This is a genomic window from Pelagerythrobacter marensis (genome assembly GCF_036700095.1).
Classification (GTDB): Bacteria; Pseudomonadota; Alphaproteobacteria; order Sphingomonadales; family Sphingomonadaceae; genus Pelagerythrobacter; species Pelagerythrobacter marensis_A.
The window spans coordinates 1,739,507-1,754,230 of record NZ_CP144918.1; the positions used below are offsets into that span (position 1 = coordinate 1,739,507).

Annotated in this window: 21 protein-coding genes; 8 read left to right on the forward strand and 13 right to left on the reverse strand. The window is 67.1% G+C overall.

Annotation, left to right across the window (positions count from 1 at the left end):
• Positions 1 to 137 precede the first annotated feature (137 nt).
• From V5F89_RS08115 to V5F89_RS08170, 12 genes are all read right to left on the reverse strand, one after another.
• The gene (locus V5F89_RS08115; RefSeq protein ID WP_338445152.1) at positions 138 to 485 is read right to left on the reverse strand and encodes a YbaN family protein; all 348 of its coding nucleotides are present in this window, start codon (positions 483 to 485) and stop codon (positions 138 to 140) included.
• Between the two features lie 179 nt (positions 486 to 664).
• Positions 665 to 823 (reverse strand): YqaE/Pmp3 family membrane protein, encoded by a 159-nt coding sequence (locus V5F89_RS08120; RefSeq protein WP_338445153.1) that lies wholly within the window; start codon positions 821 to 823, stop codon positions 665 to 667.
• Positions 824 to 943: 120 nt separating this feature from the next.
• A complete protein-coding gene (locus tag V5F89_RS08125; protein ID WP_338445154.1) occupies positions 944 to 1,351 on the reverse strand; it encodes a SufE family protein in 408 nt (135 codons plus the stop codon).
• Positions 1,352 to 1,568: 217 nt separating this feature from the next.
• Positions 1,569 to 1,811 (reverse strand): hypothetical protein, encoded by a 243-nt coding sequence (locus V5F89_RS08130; RefSeq protein WP_338445155.1) that lies wholly within the window; start codon positions 1,809 to 1,811, stop codon positions 1,569 to 1,571.
• A gap of 45 nt (positions 1,812 to 1,856) precedes the next feature.
• The gene (locus tag V5F89_RS08135) at positions 1,857 to 2,126 is read right to left on the reverse strand and encodes a hypothetical protein (RefSeq protein ID WP_338445156.1); all 270 of its coding nucleotides are present in this window, start codon (positions 2,124 to 2,126) and stop codon (positions 1,857 to 1,859) included.
• On the reverse strand, positions 2,123 to 2,407 hold the full coding sequence (locus V5F89_RS08140) for a hypothetical protein (RefSeq protein WP_425334341.1): 285 nt from the start codon (positions 2,405 to 2,407) through the stop codon (positions 2,123 to 2,125). Before V5F89_RS08140 ends, V5F89_RS08135 begins: the two co-directional genes overlap by 4 nt.
• Entirely contained in the window at positions 2,407 to 2,715 is a 309-nt protein-coding gene (locus tag V5F89_RS08145) for a hypothetical protein (protein WP_338445157.1), read from the reverse strand. The genes V5F89_RS08140 and V5F89_RS08145 overlap by 1 nt, the downstream gene beginning before the upstream one ends.
• Positions 2,715 to 3,029, reverse strand: a complete 315-nt coding sequence (locus tag V5F89_RS08150; protein ID WP_338445158.1) for a hypothetical protein — start codon at positions 3,027 to 3,029, stop codon at positions 2,715 to 2,717. The genes V5F89_RS08145 and V5F89_RS08150 overlap by 1 nt, the downstream gene beginning before the upstream one ends.
• A 26-nt stretch (positions 3,030 to 3,055) precedes the next feature.
• Positions 3,056 to 3,433: an envelope stress response membrane protein PspC gene (pspC, locus tag V5F89_RS08155; RefSeq protein ID WP_338445159.1), complete on the reverse strand. Its 378-nt coding sequence runs from the start codon at positions 3,431 to 3,433 to the stop codon at positions 3,056 to 3,058.
• Complete coding sequence (gene pspB, locus V5F89_RS08160) at positions 3,430 to 3,726, reverse strand: envelope stress response membrane protein PspB (protein ID WP_338445160.1); 297 nt, start codon at positions 3,724 to 3,726, stop codon at positions 3,430 to 3,432. The genes pspC and pspB overlap by 4 nt, the downstream gene beginning before the upstream one ends.
• 3 nt (positions 3,727 to 3,729) lie before the next feature.
• Positions 3,730 to 4,695, reverse strand: coding sequence for a phage shock protein PspA (gene pspA / locus V5F89_RS08165; RefSeq protein WP_425334342.1), 966 nt, complete (start codon positions 4,693 to 4,695; stop codon positions 3,730 to 3,732).
• The gene (locus V5F89_RS08170) at positions 4,692 to 4,844 is read right to left on the reverse strand and encodes a hypothetical protein (RefSeq protein ID WP_338445161.1); all 153 of its coding nucleotides are present in this window, start codon (positions 4,842 to 4,844) and stop codon (positions 4,692 to 4,694) included. The genes pspA and V5F89_RS08170 overlap by 4 nt, the downstream gene beginning before the upstream one ends.
• A gap of 155 nt (positions 4,845 to 4,999) precedes the next feature.
• Between V5F89_RS08170 and pspF the strand changes: the two genes are divergently transcribed.
• The 8 genes from pspF (at position 5,000) to rbfA (ending at position 12,914) form a co-directional block, all read left to right on the forward strand.
• On the forward strand, positions 5,000 to 6,040 hold the full coding sequence (gene pspF, locus V5F89_RS08175; protein WP_338445162.1) for a phage shock protein operon transcriptional activator: 1,041 nt from the start codon (positions 5,000 to 5,002) through the stop codon (positions 6,038 to 6,040).
• Positions 6,037 to 6,207 carry a hypothetical protein gene (locus V5F89_RS08180; protein ID WP_338445163.1) on the forward strand — a complete coding sequence of 57 codons (171 nt, stop codon included), beginning with the start codon at positions 6,037 to 6,039 and terminating at the stop codon, positions 6,205 to 6,207. The genes pspF and V5F89_RS08180 overlap by 4 nt, the downstream gene beginning before the upstream one ends.
• Positions 6,186 to 6,746 (forward strand): ribosome maturation protein RimP, encoded by a 561-nt coding sequence (gene rimP / locus V5F89_RS08185; protein WP_338445164.1) that lies wholly within the window; start codon positions 6,186 to 6,188, stop codon positions 6,744 to 6,746. The genes V5F89_RS08180 and rimP overlap by 22 nt, the downstream gene beginning before the upstream one ends.
• Positions 6,746 to 8,404 carry a transcription termination factor NusA gene (nusA, locus tag V5F89_RS08190; protein ID WP_338445165.1) on the forward strand — a complete coding sequence of 553 codons (1,659 nt, stop codon included), beginning with the start codon at positions 6,746 to 6,748 and terminating at the stop codon, positions 8,402 to 8,404. The genes rimP and nusA overlap by 1 nt, the downstream gene beginning before the upstream one ends.
• Positions 8,385 to 9,143, forward strand: coding sequence for a DUF448 domain-containing protein (locus V5F89_RS08195; protein WP_338445166.1), 759 nt, complete (start codon positions 8,385 to 8,387; stop codon positions 9,141 to 9,143). The genes nusA and V5F89_RS08195 overlap by 20 nt, the downstream gene beginning before the upstream one ends.
• 9 nt (positions 9,144 to 9,152) lie before the next feature.
• Complete coding sequence (infB, locus tag V5F89_RS08200; protein WP_338445167.1) at positions 9,153 to 11,714, forward strand: translation initiation factor IF-2; 2,562 nt, start codon at positions 9,153 to 9,155, stop codon at positions 11,712 to 11,714.
• A gap of 67 nt (positions 11,715 to 11,781) precedes the next feature.
• A complete protein-coding gene (locus tag V5F89_RS08205) occupies positions 11,782 to 12,477 on the forward strand; it encodes a glutamine amidotransferase (RefSeq protein ID WP_338445168.1) in 696 nt (231 codons plus the stop codon).
• A gap of 41 nt (positions 12,478 to 12,518) precedes the next feature.
• The gene (rbfA, locus tag V5F89_RS08210) at positions 12,519 to 12,914 is read left to right on the forward strand and encodes a 30S ribosome-binding factor RbfA (protein ID WP_338445169.1); all 396 of its coding nucleotides are present in this window, start codon (positions 12,519 to 12,521) and stop codon (positions 12,912 to 12,914) included.
• A gap of 75 nt (positions 12,915 to 12,989) precedes the next feature.
• Here rbfA and V5F89_RS08215 read toward each other — a convergent pair whose 3' ends face one another.
• Positions 12,990 to 14,627 (reverse strand): AbgT family transporter, encoded by a 1,638-nt coding sequence (locus tag V5F89_RS08215; protein ID WP_338445170.1) that lies wholly within the window; start codon positions 14,625 to 14,627, stop codon positions 12,990 to 12,992.
• Positions 14,628 to 14,724 lie beyond the last annotated feature (97 nt).

Below are 14,724 nucleotides of genomic sequence, written 5' to 3' on the forward strand. Positions count from 1 at the left end.
GGCAGCATCCATCCCATCGGTCTGGCAAATTTCCGCCGTGTAGGAAAATGGAATAACGGCCCGGTTTGCCGATTGCGGAAACGGCGCGGCGGGGGAGGGGCCGGCGACGCGGCAACCCGCGCCCGCAGGGCCGCGTGTCACTCGTTGCGCGTCGCGATCCAGGTGCCGCAGACAAGCAGGATCGCGATCGAAATCCAGTACCAGGGGTGGCCCAGCGTGTACCAGGTGAAGACCGCGCCGACGGTCATCGCCCCGATCGCCATCGTCTTGGCGCGCCGGCTGATCGCGCGGCGTTCGCGCCAGTCGCGGATCTGCGGCCCCCAGTGCGGATGGTCGAGGATCCGCCGTTCCCATTCCGGGTTGCTGCGCGCGAAGCAATAGACCGCGAGCAGCAGGAACGGGACGGTCGGCATCAACGGCAGGAAAGCGCCCAGCGCGCCCAGCGCCACCGCGACGATCCCCCCGGCGAGATAGATCCGGCGCACCGTGGCCCCCTCTTTCGTTTCTCGTTTCGTTTCTCGGCGTCGCTTGCCGGCGCCTGGAGTCGTTTTCAGCAAGGCTGAAGCGGCACCGGCCCGCACCCCCACCCGGCCACCCATAGGATACCCTGCCGTTGGGTGGCCGGGTGGGGGTGCGGGCCGGTGCCGTATCAATGAAAACGACTCTAGCGCATGTAGTTGACGTATATCGCGTGGATCAGCCCGGGTACGAACAGGATGATCGTGAGGATCAGGTTTATCAGGAAATCGCGATTCAGCCCATGCTTCAGGGCCACCCCGAGCGGGGGCAGAAGGACGGTCGCGATCAGGATGACAATGGGCATGAAAAACGCTCCTGGCTGGCTTGGCGCTCGCCGCCGCCGCCCCGCGGGTGGCGGAGCAGGCAGGCGGCGCGGGGCCGTTTCCTTCACAGCGTTTTCGAACGCTTGCGGTTCCGCCCGGTTTCAGCCGGCGGCAATCCGCGCGGCGTGATCGCGCACCAGCGCGATCATGTTGGGCACCCCCTGCGTGCGGTTCGAACTGAGCTGGTTCCTGAGGTCGAACGGGGCGAGCGCTGCCGCCACGTCCATTTCCGCCACTTCGCGCGCGGGCTTGTCCTGAACCGCGGCGATCACCAGCGCGACGATCCCCTTGGTGATCGCGGCATTGCTGTCGGCCAGGAAATGCAGCCGGCCGCCTTCCACGGTGGGATAGACCCAGACCGCGGCGGAGCAGCCGCGCACCAGCGTGGCATCGGTCTTGAGCGCATCGGGCATCGGTTCCAGCTCGCGCCCCAGCTCGATCAGCAGACGATAGCGCTCGTCGCCTTCGAGAAATTCGTACTCTTCGCGGATGTCGTCGAGGGTTCGCATGAGGCGGCAGGTAGGCGCCGCAACGCGGAAACGGAAGACCCGGGCCGTATCGGGATTCGCCGTATCGGGATTCGGATGTTTGCAGGCCGGTGCCGAGACAGCCTTGCTGAAAAAAACCCTGATTGTCCTTAATCCCCTGTTATGCTGAACGCGGTTCAGCACCCATCGTGCCGCCAGGCATTGTCGGCGCAAGAGGAGGCATGGCGGCCTTCACGGCCTAGGGGTCCACGCCGCTGGCGATGGCTTCCAGCTTGCGGATGCGTTCTTTCAGATCGGCGATCTCGATCCGCGCCGCGCCCATTTGCGCGCCGCCTTCGATCTCGCGTGTCGGGCGCGGGCCGGAACGGTCCAGCTCGTGTGTCTTGAGCGCGAGCCAGCCCTGCCAGGCGTGCAGGGCGGCGAGGGCGACGATGCCGATCGCGACGAGCGCTGCGGCAGCGATGATAATCTGTTCGCTCATGGGCATTGCTCCTTTCCACTCGCATTCGGCGGGAAGCGGCCGCCGTTACTTTTCCCGCAACCGTTCGATTTCGTCGGCGATCGCCCGGGCTTCGCGGCCGTCGACGGTGATCTTTTCCAGCACCTTGATCCGTTCGCGCAGCTCCTCGATCTCGCGCCGGGTCTCGGCATCGGGGGGACTCGCGGGTTCGGCGGGCCTTGCTGGGTCGGCCTGGCCTTGCCCGTGGCGCCGCCGCCGTTCCTCGCGCCGGGCGTTGACGATCTGGACAATGCCCCAGATCGCGACGATCACGACGATGGCGGTCCAGAAACTCATTGCAGCTTCTCCCGGCTCTCGACCGACCGCAGATCCTCGATCTCCATCGCCAGGTCGGCCCCGCGATCGGTCGCGATCCGTTCGAGCACGCGCATGCGCTGTTCGAGCTTTTCCACCTGCGCGGCGTATTGCGCGGCCTTTTCCGCGGTCTTGTCCGCCATCAGGTCCATCTGCCTCTCCTTGTGCCGCAAGTGGCGCTGGTACATCTCGTTGCCGACGCCGAGCACCAGCGCGGTGAGCGCGATCACGAAGACGAAGATGACGATCAGGTCCCCGTCCATCAGTTCGCCTCCCGCTCGTCGCGCAGCCGCCCGATCTCGTGTGTCAGGTGATAGCCGCTGTCGGTGACGATCCGCTCGACATTGGCCAGCCGGTCCTTGATGGAGCCCAGCTCGGCGCGCAGCTCGGCATTTTCCCGGGTCAGCAACTTGACCCGTTCGGCCGCCTGGTCGTTCTTCGGATAGACCGCCTTGCCCCAGCTGTTTTCGAGCGGGTAGCCGTTCTTGACCCGGATCCATGTATTGGCGACCCAGCCCAGCGACAGCGCGATCACCCCGCCGATCACGGCGGTTTCGGTCAGGAATTCCATCACACGTTCTCCTTGCGCGCGCCATCGAGGGGGACGCCGGCGCCTTGCTCCTCGACCCGGTGCTGATCACGCAGGGCCTCGATCTGGGCCGATACGTCGTAGCCGCGGTCGGTCACGATCCGTTCGAGCACGCGAACGCGATCTTCCAGATCCTTGATATGGCTGGCATATTGCGCGGCCTTTTCGGCGGTCATTTCGGCGGTGGATTTGACATTCATCTCCGCCATTTTCTGCTGATGCTTGGCCCAGATGGCGACGATCGGGATCATCAGCGCGATGATCGGGATCATCACTCCCAGCGTTCCTGCGTCCATTGCTCTGCTCCCCTTCTCCGTTCGGTTCAGCGCAGCCGTTCGATTTCGGCGGTGAGGCGCGGGTTGGACGAGACGTAGTAGGTTTCCACTTCGGCCAGGCGGCGGTCGATGTCGCGCATCCGGGCGCGGATCTCGCGCGCGGTGCGCTTCGGGCTCTGCCGCACGCGCTGCCAGTATTGCTGCTCTTCCCGGTCGACATAGAGGTGCGCCGGCTTCTTGTTCAGCAGGATGCCGGCGATGAAGTAGAACGGGATCGTCATGCCGCCGGCAACGAACGTCAGGCCGATGAAGCCGAGCCGGACCCACAGGGCATTGACCCCGGTATAGTCCGCAATGCCCGAGCAGACCCCCATCAGCTTGGCGTTCTGCTTGTCGCGGTAAAGCGTGGTGCGCGGGCTGTTCACTGGCTGGCTCCCTTCTTCTCGGCGAGCAGGCGGTCCAGCTCGCGCAGTTTCTCGTTGTCGATCTCGCGGTCGTGGACCAGGCGGGCGGGTTTGAAATCGGGGTTGTCGCTGGCGACCAGGCGCTCGACCGTGTCCATCCGTTCGTCGAGCCGTTTGGCGAGGCTGTAGAGTTCCTCCAGCAGCGCCTCGTCGTCGGTGGTGATCGTGGCGGAGGTCTTCCACTTGGTGATGTAGTGGAGGATGATCCACGGCAGAGCGATGAAGATCGCAACGATTGCAAGCACTTCTTCCACCGATCAGCCCTCCTTGCTCGTGTCGTCGCCGCTCGAGTCTTTCAGGCCGAGCGCGCGCTTCATCGCTTCCAGCTCCTCGTCGACCTTGTCCGACCCTTCGAGCGCGGCGATCTCTTCCGAGAGCGAGAGCTGGCCGCTGCCGTCGGACAGCGAAAGCGCGTCGGCGCGGCCTTCGGCGTAGTCGACCCGGCGTTCGAGCTGGTCGAACCGGGCGAGCGCCTCGTCGGTGCGCTCGGTGCTCATCAGTGTGCGCAGCTTGACGCGGTTCTCCGCGCTTTCCAGGCGCGCGGCGATCGCGGTCTGGCGGCTGCGCGCCTCGCGCAAGCGGTGCTGCAGCTTGGCGATATCCTGCTCATAAGCGCGCAGCGCGTCGTCGAGCACGGCGATTTCCTGCTTGAGCTGGTCGGCCATGTCGGCCGCCTTCTTCTTCTCGACCAGCGCGGCGCGGGCGAGATCCTCGCGATCCTTGCTGAGCGCGAGCTGGGCTTTCTCGGCCCAGTCGGCCTGGAGCCGCTCGAGTTTTACCGTATGGCGATGCATCTCCTTCTGATCGGCGATCGTGCGCGCGGCGCTCGCGCGGACTTCGACCAGCGTTTCCTCCATCTCGAGGATGATCATGCGGATCATCTTGGCCGGGTCGTCGGCCTTGTCGAGCATGTCGTTGAAGTTGGCGGCGATGATATCGCGCGTACGGCTGAAAATGCCCATCAAAGGTGCTCCGTTGAAATTGAAATCGCTCGACCAGCCCCCTCCGGCGCGGGCGTGCGAGCGGCCCTGGGTTGGCCTTCCCCGGGTCGGTCTTCCCTGCGTCGGGCCCTGCGTCGGGGTGGGGCTGGTGCGCAGGCGTTCGACCTCCTCGTCCAGGCGCGAGGGGCGGTCATGGGCCGAAGCGCGCGGGGACTGGGGGGTGTCGCGCTCCGGCCCAAGGGGGGTGGATCTGCCCTTGTCGAGATCGGTGGGCTTGCTCACGCCAGCTCCACCTGTTCGCAGCCGATCGTCGCGGCCATCGCCGGGTTCGCCTGCATCTGGCCGCTGAGCGCCACGAACAGGGCCATCGCGGCGATGCTGGCGATAGAGGCCTGCCCCAGCTTGCTCTGGAAAAAGCGGCGGTCGTACATCGTGTGGGTCCTCCCTAACTCGGTTTCGTTCACCATTGAGCAAGGGGTGTGCCAGTTTCGAAATATGGTGGAATAACAGGTGCCTGCTGGATTTCATCCGATCCAGGATTGGTTTCTGTTGCCAATAATCGGCAGATATCACTATAGGTTGGGGCATGGATCGGGAAAACCAGTTCATCGGCCAGTCGGGGGCCTTTCTCGACGCGGTCGAGCGCGCCAGTCGCGCGGCCCCGATGCGCCGCCCGGTGCTGGTGATCGGCGAACGCGGCACGGGCAAGGAACTCATCGCGGAACGTCTCCATCGTCTCTCGACCCGGTGGGACGAGCCGCTCGTGACGATGAACTGCGCCGCGCTGCCCGAAACGCTGATCGAGGCGGAGCTGTTCGGCCACGAGGCGGGGGCCTTCACCGGCGCTACCAAGGCGCGGGCCGGACGGTTCGAGGAAGCCGACAAAGGCACGCTGTTTCTCGACGAACTGGGCACGCTGTCGATGGCGGCGCAGGAACGGCTGCTGCGCGCGGTCGAATACGGCGAAGTCACGCGGATCGGATCGAGCCGCCCGATCCGGGTCGACGTGCGGATCGTCGCCGCGACCAACGAGGACCTGCCCGCGCTGGCCGAGCGGGGCGAGTTCCGCGCCGACCTGCTCGACCGGCTGAGCTTCGAGGTCATCACCCTGCCGCCGCTGCGCGTGCGCGAGGGCGATGTCGAAGTGCTCGCCGAATATTTCGGGCGGCGCATGGCGGCCGAGCTGCACTGGGAAGGCTGGCCGGGCTTTGCCGACCACGTCGCGCGCCAGCTGGAGGACTATCCCTGGCCGGGCAACGTGCGCGAGCTGCGCAATGTCGTCGAACGCGCGGTCTATCGCTGGGAAAGCTGGGAAGAGCCGATCGGCCATGTCCAGTTCGACCCGTTCGACAGCCCGTGGAAGCCGTTCGAACCCGCCACCAGGCGGGCCGGGCGGGAAGGGCGCGCACCCCCGCCTCGGGCCGCGGCGGGGGCCGGGGCCGGGCAGGACTTCGATTCGATCGACGATCTGCGCGCCGCAGTCGACACTTACGAGCGCCGTATCGTCGAACATGCGCTGGGCAAGAATCGCTGGAACCAGCGCCAGACGGCGCGCGCGCTCGGCCTCAGTTACGACCAGCTGCGCCATTGCATCAAGAAGCACGGGTTGATGCAGGAAGGCGATTGACGCTTGCCAATCCCGGCCGCGAAGTCTATCTGGCCATCAATCCCGACATTGTCGCGACACTGGAGGGGCTGGCGCCGCGAGGGGCCGGCCACGAGGCTCTTGCCGAAACCCCCGTATCGCGCATGTCGCGCAACCTGGAGACCCGATGGCCGATCTGGCGCGCCTGACCGAGATTGTCGAACCCGAAGCCCGTGCGCTCGGCTTCGAACTCGTGCGCGTGAAGATGATCGCCTCCGAAGCCGGCGACGGCGGGCAGGCGCTGCAGGTCATGGCCGAAGATCCGGCGACCGGGCAGCTCGTGCTCGACCAGTGCGCCGCGCTCTCACGCCGCATCTCGGACAGGATCGACGCGCTCGAGGAAGCGGGCGAGGTTCTGGTCGAAGGCGCCTATCACCTCGAAGTCAGCTCCCCCGGGATCGACCGGCCGCTCACCCGGCCGAAGGATTTCGAGAATTGGGCCGGGCACGAGGCCCGGATCGCGCTTGCCGAGAAGATCGACGGGCACCGCAACTTGCGCGGGGCGATCGCCGGGTTCGCGGACGGCAAGGCGCTGATCGACGACCGCAAGGCGGGCCGCATCGCGGTGCCGCTGGACGCAATCCATTCGGCGAAGCTCGTCCTCACCGACGAACTCATCGCCGCCACCAGACCGATCGACGCCAGCGGCGCCGAAGATATTGTCGAAGAAGAGAAGGCTGACGACTGATGGCCAGTGCAATTTCCGCCAACAAGGCCGAGCTGCTCGCGATCGCGAATGCGGTCGCTTCGGAAAAGATGATCGACAAGGCGATCGTCATCGAGGCGATGGAAGAAGCGATCCAGAAAAGCGCGCGCAATCGTTATGGCGCGGAGAACGACATCCGGGCCAAGCTCGACCCGCAGACCGGCGACTTGCGCCTGTGGCGCGTGGTCGAAGTGGTCGAGGAGGTCGAAGACTACTTCAAGCAGGTCGATCTCGAAGCGGCGAAGAAGCTCGATAGCGACGCCAAGCTCGGCGATTTCATCGTCGATCCGCTGCCGCCGGTCGATCTCGGCCGGATCGACGCGCAGAGCGCCAAGCAGGTGATCTTCCAGAAGGTCCGCGATGCCGAGCGCGAGCGCCAGTACGAGGAATTCAAGGATCGGGCGGGCGAGATCATCACCGGGGTGATCAAGTCGGTCGAATTCGGCCATGTGATCGTCAACCTCGGCCGCGCCGAAGGCGTCATCCGTCGCGACCAGCAGATCCCGCGCGAAGCCGCCCGGGTCGGCGAGCGCGTGCGCGCGCTGATCACCAAGGTGGAGCGCAACAACCGCGGGCCGCAGATCTTCCTCAGCCGCGCGCACCCCGACTTCATGAAGAAGCTGTTCGCGCAGGAAGTGCCCGAAATCTACGACGGCATCATCGAGATCAAGGCCGCCGCCCGCGACCCGGGCAGCCGTGCCAAGATCGGCGTGATCAGCCACGATTCCAGCATCGACCCGGTCGGCGCCTGCGTCGGCATGAAGGGCAGCCGCGTGCAGGCGGTGGTGCAGGAACTGCAGGGCGAGAAGATCGATATCATCCCCTGGTCCGAGGACACGGCGACGTTCGTCGTCAACGGCCTGCAGCCCGCGACCGTCAGCCGCGTCGTTCTGGACGAGGACGAAGGGCGGATCGAAGTCGTCGTGCCCGACGACCAGCTCAGCCTCGCGATCGGTCGCCGCGGCCAGAACGTGCGCCTCGCCAGCCAGCTTACCGGTCACCAGATCGACATCATGACCGAGGAAGAGGCGAGCGAGAAGCGGCAGAAGGAATTCGCCGAACGCTCCAAGATGTTCGAGGAAGAACTCGACGTCGACGAAACGCTGTCGCAGCTGCTCGTCGCCGAAGGCTTCGCCGAGCTGGACGAAGTCGCCTACGTCGAACTCGCCGAGCTGGCCGCGATCGAAGGTTTCGACGAGGAACTGGCCGAGGAACTCCAGAGCCGCGCGCTCGAGGCGATCGAACGGCACGAGGAAGCCTCGCGGACCGAACGCCGCGAACTGGGTGTCGAAGACGCCCTGGCCGAAATCCCGCACCTGACCGAAGCGATGCTGGTCACGCTGGGCAAGGCGGGGATCAAGACGCTCGACGATCTGGCCGATCTGGCGACCGACGAGCTGATCGCCAGGAAGCGCGAGGCCCCGCGCCGCCGCCAGAACGCCGACGGTCCGCCGATGCGGCGCCCCTCGGCGCGCGAGCAGGACAAGGGCGGCGTGCTGGGCGAATACGGCCTGAGCGAAGAGCAGGGCAACGAGATCATCATGGCCGCGCGCGCGCACTGGTTCGAGGACGAAGAACCGGCCGCGCCCGCGGGGGACACCGCCACCGAGGAGGCCGCCGATGCGGACTCCGAACAATGAGCGCCTGACGCCCGACATCGCCGAGGCCGGCCGCGCGGACACGTCCGCGCCGGAACGGCGCTGCATCCTTTCCGGGGAGCACGGCGCGCGCCATGCGCTGGTGCGGCTTGCAATCTCGCCGGACGGCCAGGTCCTGCCCGATCCGCTGGCGAAAGCGCCGGGCCGGGGCGCCTGGATCGGCGTTTCGCGCCGCGAACTGGAAGAGGCGATCGCCCGCGGGCGCCTGCGCGGCGCGCTGGCGCGGGCGTTCAAGGGGGCGCCGCTGACAGTGCCGGACGACCTGCCGCAGAAGGTGGATCGCGCCCTCGTCCGGGTCCTGCTCGACCGGCTCGGACTCGAAATGCGCGGAGGAAGGCTTATCTTGGGGTCGGACCGGATCGCCGAACATGCGCGCGCCGGGCGCGTTGCGCTGCTGCTCCATGCCGGCGACGCCAGCGAAGACGGATCGAGGAAGCTCGATCAGGCCTGGCGCGTCGGGCGCGAGGCCGAAGGCACCGGGGAGCGGGGGATTCGCTTGCCACTGGACCGGGCGGCGCTGTCTGTGGCATTGGGCCGCGACAATGTTGTCCACCTGGCGCTGGCCGACGCTGCCGCGGCCGAGCGGGTCGGTTCGATCCTCGCGCGCCTGCTGCATTTCAGGGGGCTGACACCCGACGAACATGACGGTGCGCCGGGACAGCCCGGGGCGCCGGGTTTCCCGGTCGCGGCCGGGGACGAGCATATCGAGATTGAAGGATAGACGAGTTTTATGAGCGACAGTGACAACGAACGCCCCCGCAAGCCGCTCGGCCTGAAACGGTCGGTCGACGCGGGCGAGGTCAAGCAGACCTTCAGCCACGGGCGGACCAACAAGGTCGCGGTCGAGGTCAAGCGCCGCCGCAAGCTCGTCAAGCCGGGCGAAGCCGCGCCGCCGCCCCCGCCGCCCCCTCCGCCGCCGCCCCCGCCACCGCCGGCTGCCCCGGCGGCGAAGAAGGCTGCGCCGAAGAAGGCGCCCGCGGACGAAACCCCGCAAGAGCGGGTGGCGCGCCTCCAGCGCGAGGCCGAGGAAGAACGGTTGCGCCTGGCGGAAGAGGCCCGTCGCCGCGACGAGGAGGCTGCGCGCAAGGCAGCCGAGGAAGAGAAGCAGCGCGCCGAGGAAAAGCGCAAGGCGGCCGAACAGGCGGCGAAGGAAGCGGCCGAGAAGCAGGCCGAGACCGCCGACACTGCCGAGGCCGCCACTGCCGAGGCCGGTGGCGCCGACGGCACTGCGGATGCCGCGCAGGGCGAGGATATTGCCGCCGCGCAGGCCAAGAGCCCGGCGGCCAGGGGCGCTGCGGCGCCCGCGCCGCGCCGCTTCACCCCCGTCGCCCGGCCCGAGCCCAAGAAGCCGGAAAAGAAGAAGAAGGACGACAAGCGCCCCGCCGTCGAACGGCCGGACAAGCGCCGTTCGGGCCGCCTTACGGTAACCAAGGCGCTGAACGAGGACGAGGGGCGCCGCGCGCGCTCGCTCGCCGCGCTCAAGCGCGCGCGCGAAAAGGAACGCCGCCTTCAGGGCGGGCCGTCGAAACCGCGCGAGAAGCAGTCGCGCGATGTCGTCGTGCCCGAGGCGATCACCGTGCAGGAACTCGCCAACCGCATGGCGGAAAAGGGCGCCGACCTGGTGAAGGCGCTGTTCAACATGGGCATGATGGTGACCGTCAACCAGACGATCGACCAGGATACGGCGGAGCTGCTGGTCGAAGAATTCGGCCACAATATCAAGCGCGTGTCCGAAAGCGACGTCGATATCGACACTAGTGCGGAGAAGGACCCGGAAGAATCGCTGAAGCCGCGCCCGCCCGTGGTCACGATCATGGGCCATGTCGATCACGGCAAGACCAGCCTGCTCGACGCGCTGCGCGGCACCAACGTCGTGCGCGGCGAAGCCGGCGGCATCACGCAGCATATCGGCAGCTACCAGGTGAAGACCAAGGGGGGCGACGCGATCACCTTCCTCGACACGCCGGGCCACGCCGCGTTCACCGAAATGCGCGCGCGCGGGGCGAACGTGACCGATATCGTCGTGCTGGTGGTCGCCGCGGACGACGGGATCATGCCGCAGACGGTGGAGGCGATCAATCATACCAAGGCCGCCGGCGTGCCGATGATCGTGGCGATCAACAAGATCGACAAGGACGAGGCCAATCCGCAGCGCGTGCGCGAGCGTCTGCTCGAGCACGAGGTGATCGTCGAGGCCCTGTCGGGTGACGTGCAGGATGTCGAGATCTCGGCGCTCAAGGGCACCGGGCTCGACGAACTGCTCGAGAAGATCGCGCTTCAGGCCGAGCTGCTGGAACTCAAGGCCAATCCCGATCGCCCTGCCGATGCGACGGTGATCGAGGCGCAGCTCGACAAGGGCCGCGGCCCGGTCGCGACGGTTCTCGTCACCCGCGGCACGCTGCGGCGCGGCGACACGTTCGTCGTCGGCACCGAAAGCGGGAAAGTCCGCGCGATCGTCAACGACCAGGGCAAGCAGATCAAGGAAGCCGGCCCGTCGATGCCGGTCGAGGTCCTCGGCCTCGGCGGCGTGCCGATGGCGGGCGACCAGCTCACCGTGGTCGAGAACGAACAGCGCGCCCGCGAGGTCAGCCAGTATCGTCGGGAGAAGGCGACCGAGAAGCGCACCGCGCTCGCCCCCACCAATTTCGATACGATGTTCAACAACCTCCAGTCGAACGTCATCGAATATCCGGTGGTGGTGAAGGCCGACGTGCAGGGCAGTGTCGAGGCGATCAATTCGGCGCTGCACAACCTCTCGAACGACGAGATCAAGGTCCGCGTGCTCCACGCCGGCGTGGGCGCGATCACCGAGAGCGACGTGCAGCTTGCCGCCGCCTCGAACGCGCCGATCCTCGGCTTCAACGTTCGCCCCAATCCCAAGGCGCGCGAGCTGGTGAAGCGCGATAACGTGCGGATGATGTACTACGACGTCATCTATCACCTGACCGAGGAGATCGCGAAGGAGATGGCGGGCGAACTGGGGCCGGAGCGGATCGAAACCGTGGTCGGCCGCGCCGCGGTCAAGGAAGTGTTCCGTTCGGGCAAGCGCGACAAGGCCGCCGGCCTGCTGGTCGAGGAAGGCGTGATCCGCAAGGGACTGCATGCGCGCCTCACGCGCGAGGATGTCATCGTCAGCGCGACCACCATCGCCTCGCTCCGGCGCTTCAAGGACGACGTGGACGAAGTCCGCGCCGGCCTCGAATGCGGCGTGGTGCTGGCCGACACGAACGACATCAAGCCGGGCGACCAGCTCGAAGTCTTCGAAGTCGAGGAGCGCGAGCGGACGTTGTGATGCCGCGGGGGGCGGGCGCCGGGCCGGCGCCGCGGCCCTTCGGGTGCGATTGACGAGGGGGTAACGCATGCCGTCCGTTCTTGCCGTACGCCATCTGGATTTCGAACATCTCGGCGTGTGGCACGGCGCGCTGGAGCGCCGCGGGTTCGAGATCGCCTACTGCGATCCCGCCCGGGCCGACCTGGGATCGATCGATGCCGCCGCGCCCGATCTCCTGGTCGTGCTCGGTGCGCCGATCGGCGCTTTCGACGACGAGCACTATCCGTTCCTCGCGGGAGAAGTGGCGCTGATCGAACGGCGCCTCGCTTCGCGGCGGCCGCTGCTGGGCATCTGCCTCGGCGCGCAGCTCCTGGCCCGTGCGCTGGGAGCGGGCGTCGCGCCGATGGCGGAGAAGGAAATCGGCTTCGGCCCGCTCACGCTGACCGATGCCGGCGCGGCGTCGCCCTTGCAATGTCTGGAGGGATGGCCGGTGCTTCACTGGCACGGCGATCGGTTCGAGGTGCCCGACGGCGCGACGCTGCTCGCCGCCACCGAGCATTGCCCGCACCAGGCCTTTTCCGTCGGCTCCCGGATTCTCGGGCTGCAATGCCATCTCGAAGCCGATGCCGCGGAAATCGAGGCGTGGCTGGTGGGGCACAGCGCCGAGCTGCTGGCGAGCGGCGGCGATCCGCGCACGATCCGGGCCGACGCGGCGCGGTTCGGCCCGACGCTGGCCGATCGCGCGGAAAAGGTGCTCCACCGCTGGATAGACGGTTGGGAGTAGAGCGTGCCGTGCCCGATGGTTTAACAAGATGGACGATTGATATGGCCGGACAACCAACCACCCCCGAACAGCAGTCGGTGCGCGTCCTCAAGGTGGGCGAGCGGGTGCGGCATATCCTGTCGGAGCTGCTCGCGCGCGGGGAAGCGCACGACGAAGTGCTGACCGCCCATTCGGTCAGCGTCACCGAAGTGCGCATGACGCCCGACTTGCGCAATGCGAAGGCTTACGTGAAGCCTCTGCTGGGCGAGGACGAGGATGCCGTGCTCAAGGCCTTGCGGACCCACACGGCCTTCTTCCAGCGCGAAGTGGCCAAGCGCCTCGGCCTCAAGTTCGCGCCCAGGCTGCAGTTCCAGCCCGACGAGAGCTTCGACGAGGCCGAGCGGATCGAGCGCCTGCTGAACGACCCGAAAGTCGCGCGCGACCTCGACGAGAACTGACCGGGCCGGCCGCTAGAGGTCGTTTTCAGCAAGGCTAAAGCGGCACCGGCCGGTGCCGTTTCAATGAAAACGACGCTACTCCGCCAGCGCCGGGCCGGTCGGCTGGATCGTGGTCGGCGCTTCGATGAAGACGCCGGCCCCCGGCCCGAGCGGCAGGTCGAGCGCGACCCAGCCGATCGTCATTGCCAGACCGGCGAGCAGCAGCCCGAGCGAATAGGGCAGCATCGTCGCGGCCAGGCTGCCGAGGCCGAAATCCTTCTGCCAGCGCTGGCAGAAGATCAGGATCAGCGGGAAATAGACCATCAGCGGGGTGATGATGTTGGTCGCCCCGTCGCCCACGCGATAGGCGGCGGTGGCCATTTCGGGCGAAATGCCCAGCAGCATCAGCATCGGCACCAGCACCGGGGCGAGCAGGGCCCACTTCGCGCTGGCCGAGCCGACGAAGATGTTGAGCACCGCCGCCACGAGCACGATCGCGCCCAGCAGCGCCCACGACGGCAGGCCCGAATTGCCGAGGAAATCGGCCCCGTTGACCGCGAGGATCAGGCCGAGGTTCGACCAGGCGAACATCGCCACGAAGTGCGCCGCCGCGAAGGCGAGCACGAGGTAATAGGCGAGATCCTCCATCGCGCCGGCCATCATCTTCACCAGACCGCGATGGTCGTCGATCGTTCCGGCGGCCTTGCCGTAAGCCCAGCCCGCCAGCAGGAAGAGGAGGAAGAAGCCGGCCACCAGGCTCTGATAGAACGGGGTCAGCCGCGCTTCGGGCGTTGCCGTTTCGTCGATCAGTGGGGTGCCGGGGCCGAGGGTGAAGAACAGCCACAGGCCGATCACGAACAAGACCGCCAGGCCCGCCATGCGCAGGCCCCTGCGTTCCGGCCCGGTCAGCTCGCGGTCGCCGTCCTCCCCCGTGGCGGGGGCGGCTTCGCCGCGCTGTTCGGGCGACACGCCCTGTCCGGCCATCGCCGCGTTCCAGGGGCCGAGCCGGGGTTCGATCATCCGGTCGGTCACGAACCAGATCACCGGCAGGAAAATCCCTGTCATCGCCGCGATGAAATACCAGTTGCCGGCGATATTGGCGGTGAAATCGCCGAATACGGTTTCGACCGAAGCCTCGGTAATGCCGAACAGCAGCGCATCGAGCTGGCCGGGCAGGAGGTTGGCCGAAAAACCGCCCGACACGCCGGCGAAGGCGGCGGCTATGCCGGCCACGGGATGGCGCCCGGCGGCGTGGAAAATGATCCCGGCCAGCGGGATCAGCACGACATAGGCGGCATCGGCGGCGAGATTGCCGATCATGCCGACCAGCGCGACGATCGGGGTGAGCAGGAACGTCGGCGCATTGCGCACGCCCGCGCGCATCGCGGTGCCGAACAGTCCGGCCCGTTCGGCCACGCCGGCGCCCAGCATCACCACCAGGACATAGCCCAGCGGGTGGAAATGGGTGAAAGTCGCGGGCATTTCGACCCACAGCCGCCGGATGTTCTCGGGCGAGAGCAGGCTGGTCGCCGCGATCACCCGCGCCTCACCGGTCGCCTCGTCCACTTCGGTCGGGTGAAGCACCGACCAGCCGAGCAGGCTGGCGATCACGGAGATCGCGACCAGACCGGCGATCAGCCAGAAGAACAGAAACACCGGATCGGGCAGCTTGTTGCCGCTCCGTTCGATCCAGCCGAGAATACCCTTCTGCGTCGGGGCTGCTGCGTCTGCCACTCGTCGATCCTCTTCCTTGGTCCTTTCGGCGACGGCTAGCATCGCCGCGCGGCGATGTCGCCCCGATTAACCGGTTCTGCACAACGCTACTAGTTGA

What these genes read in the sequence shown, in the direction of transcription:
- V5F89_RS08130 (WP_338445155.1), bottom strand. Translation starts at nt 1,811, where the DNA reads ATGAGCGAACAGATTATCATCGCTGCCGCAGCGCTCGTCGCGATCGGC.
- V5F89_RS08135 (WP_338445156.1), bottom strand. Translation starts at nt 2,126, where the DNA reads ATGAGTTTCTGGACCGCCATCGTCGTGATCGTCGCGATCTGGGGCATT.
- V5F89_RS08205 (WP_338445168.1), top strand. Translation starts at nt 11,782, where the DNA reads ATGCCGTCCGTTCTTGCCGTACGCCATCTGGATTTCGAACATCTCGGC.
- infB (WP_338445167.1), top strand. Translation starts at nt 9,153, where the DNA reads ATGAGCGACAGTGACAACGAACGCCCCCGCAAGCCGCTCGGCCTGAAA.
- V5F89_RS08140 (WP_425334341.1), bottom strand. Translation starts at nt 2,407, where the DNA reads ATGGACGGGGACCTGATCGTCATCTTCGTCTTCGTGATCGCGCTCACC.
- V5F89_RS08145 (WP_338445157.1), bottom strand. Translation starts at nt 2,715, where the DNA reads ATGGAATTCCTGACCGAAACCGCCGTGATCGGCGGGGTGATCGCGCTG.
- V5F89_RS08125 (WP_338445154.1), bottom strand. Translation starts at nt 1,351, where the DNA reads ATGCGAACCCTCGACGACATCCGCGAAGAGTACGAATTTCTCGAAGGC.
- V5F89_RS08150 (WP_338445158.1), bottom strand. Translation starts at nt 3,029, where the DNA reads ATGGACGCAGGAACGCTGGGAGTGATGATCCCGATCATCGCGCTGATG.
- rimP (WP_338445164.1), top strand. Translation starts at nt 6,186, where the DNA reads ATGGCCGATCTGGCGCGCCTGACCGAGATTGTCGAACCCGAAGCCCGT.
- pspF (WP_338445162.1), top strand. Translation starts at nt 5,000, where the DNA reads ATGGATCGGGAAAACCAGTTCATCGGCCAGTCGGGGGCCTTTCTCGAC.
- nusA (WP_338445165.1), top strand. Translation starts at nt 6,746, where the DNA reads ATGGCCAGTGCAATTTCCGCCAACAAGGCCGAGCTGCTCGCGATCGCG.
- V5F89_RS08170 (WP_338445161.1), bottom strand. Translation starts at nt 4,844, where the DNA reads ATGTACGACCGCCGCTTTTTCCAGAGCAAGCTGGGGCAGGCCTCTATC.
- V5F89_RS08195 (WP_338445166.1), top strand. Translation starts at nt 8,385, where the DNA reads ATGCGGACTCCGAACAATGAGCGCCTGACGCCCGACATCGCCGAGGCC.
- rbfA (WP_338445169.1), top strand. Translation starts at nt 12,519, where the DNA reads ATGGCCGGACAACCAACCACCCCCGAACAGCAGTCGGTGCGCGTCCTC.
- V5F89_RS08120 (WP_338445153.1), bottom strand. Translation starts at nt 823, where the DNA reads ATGCCCATTGTCATCCTGATCGCGACCGTCCTTCTGCCCCCGCTCGGG.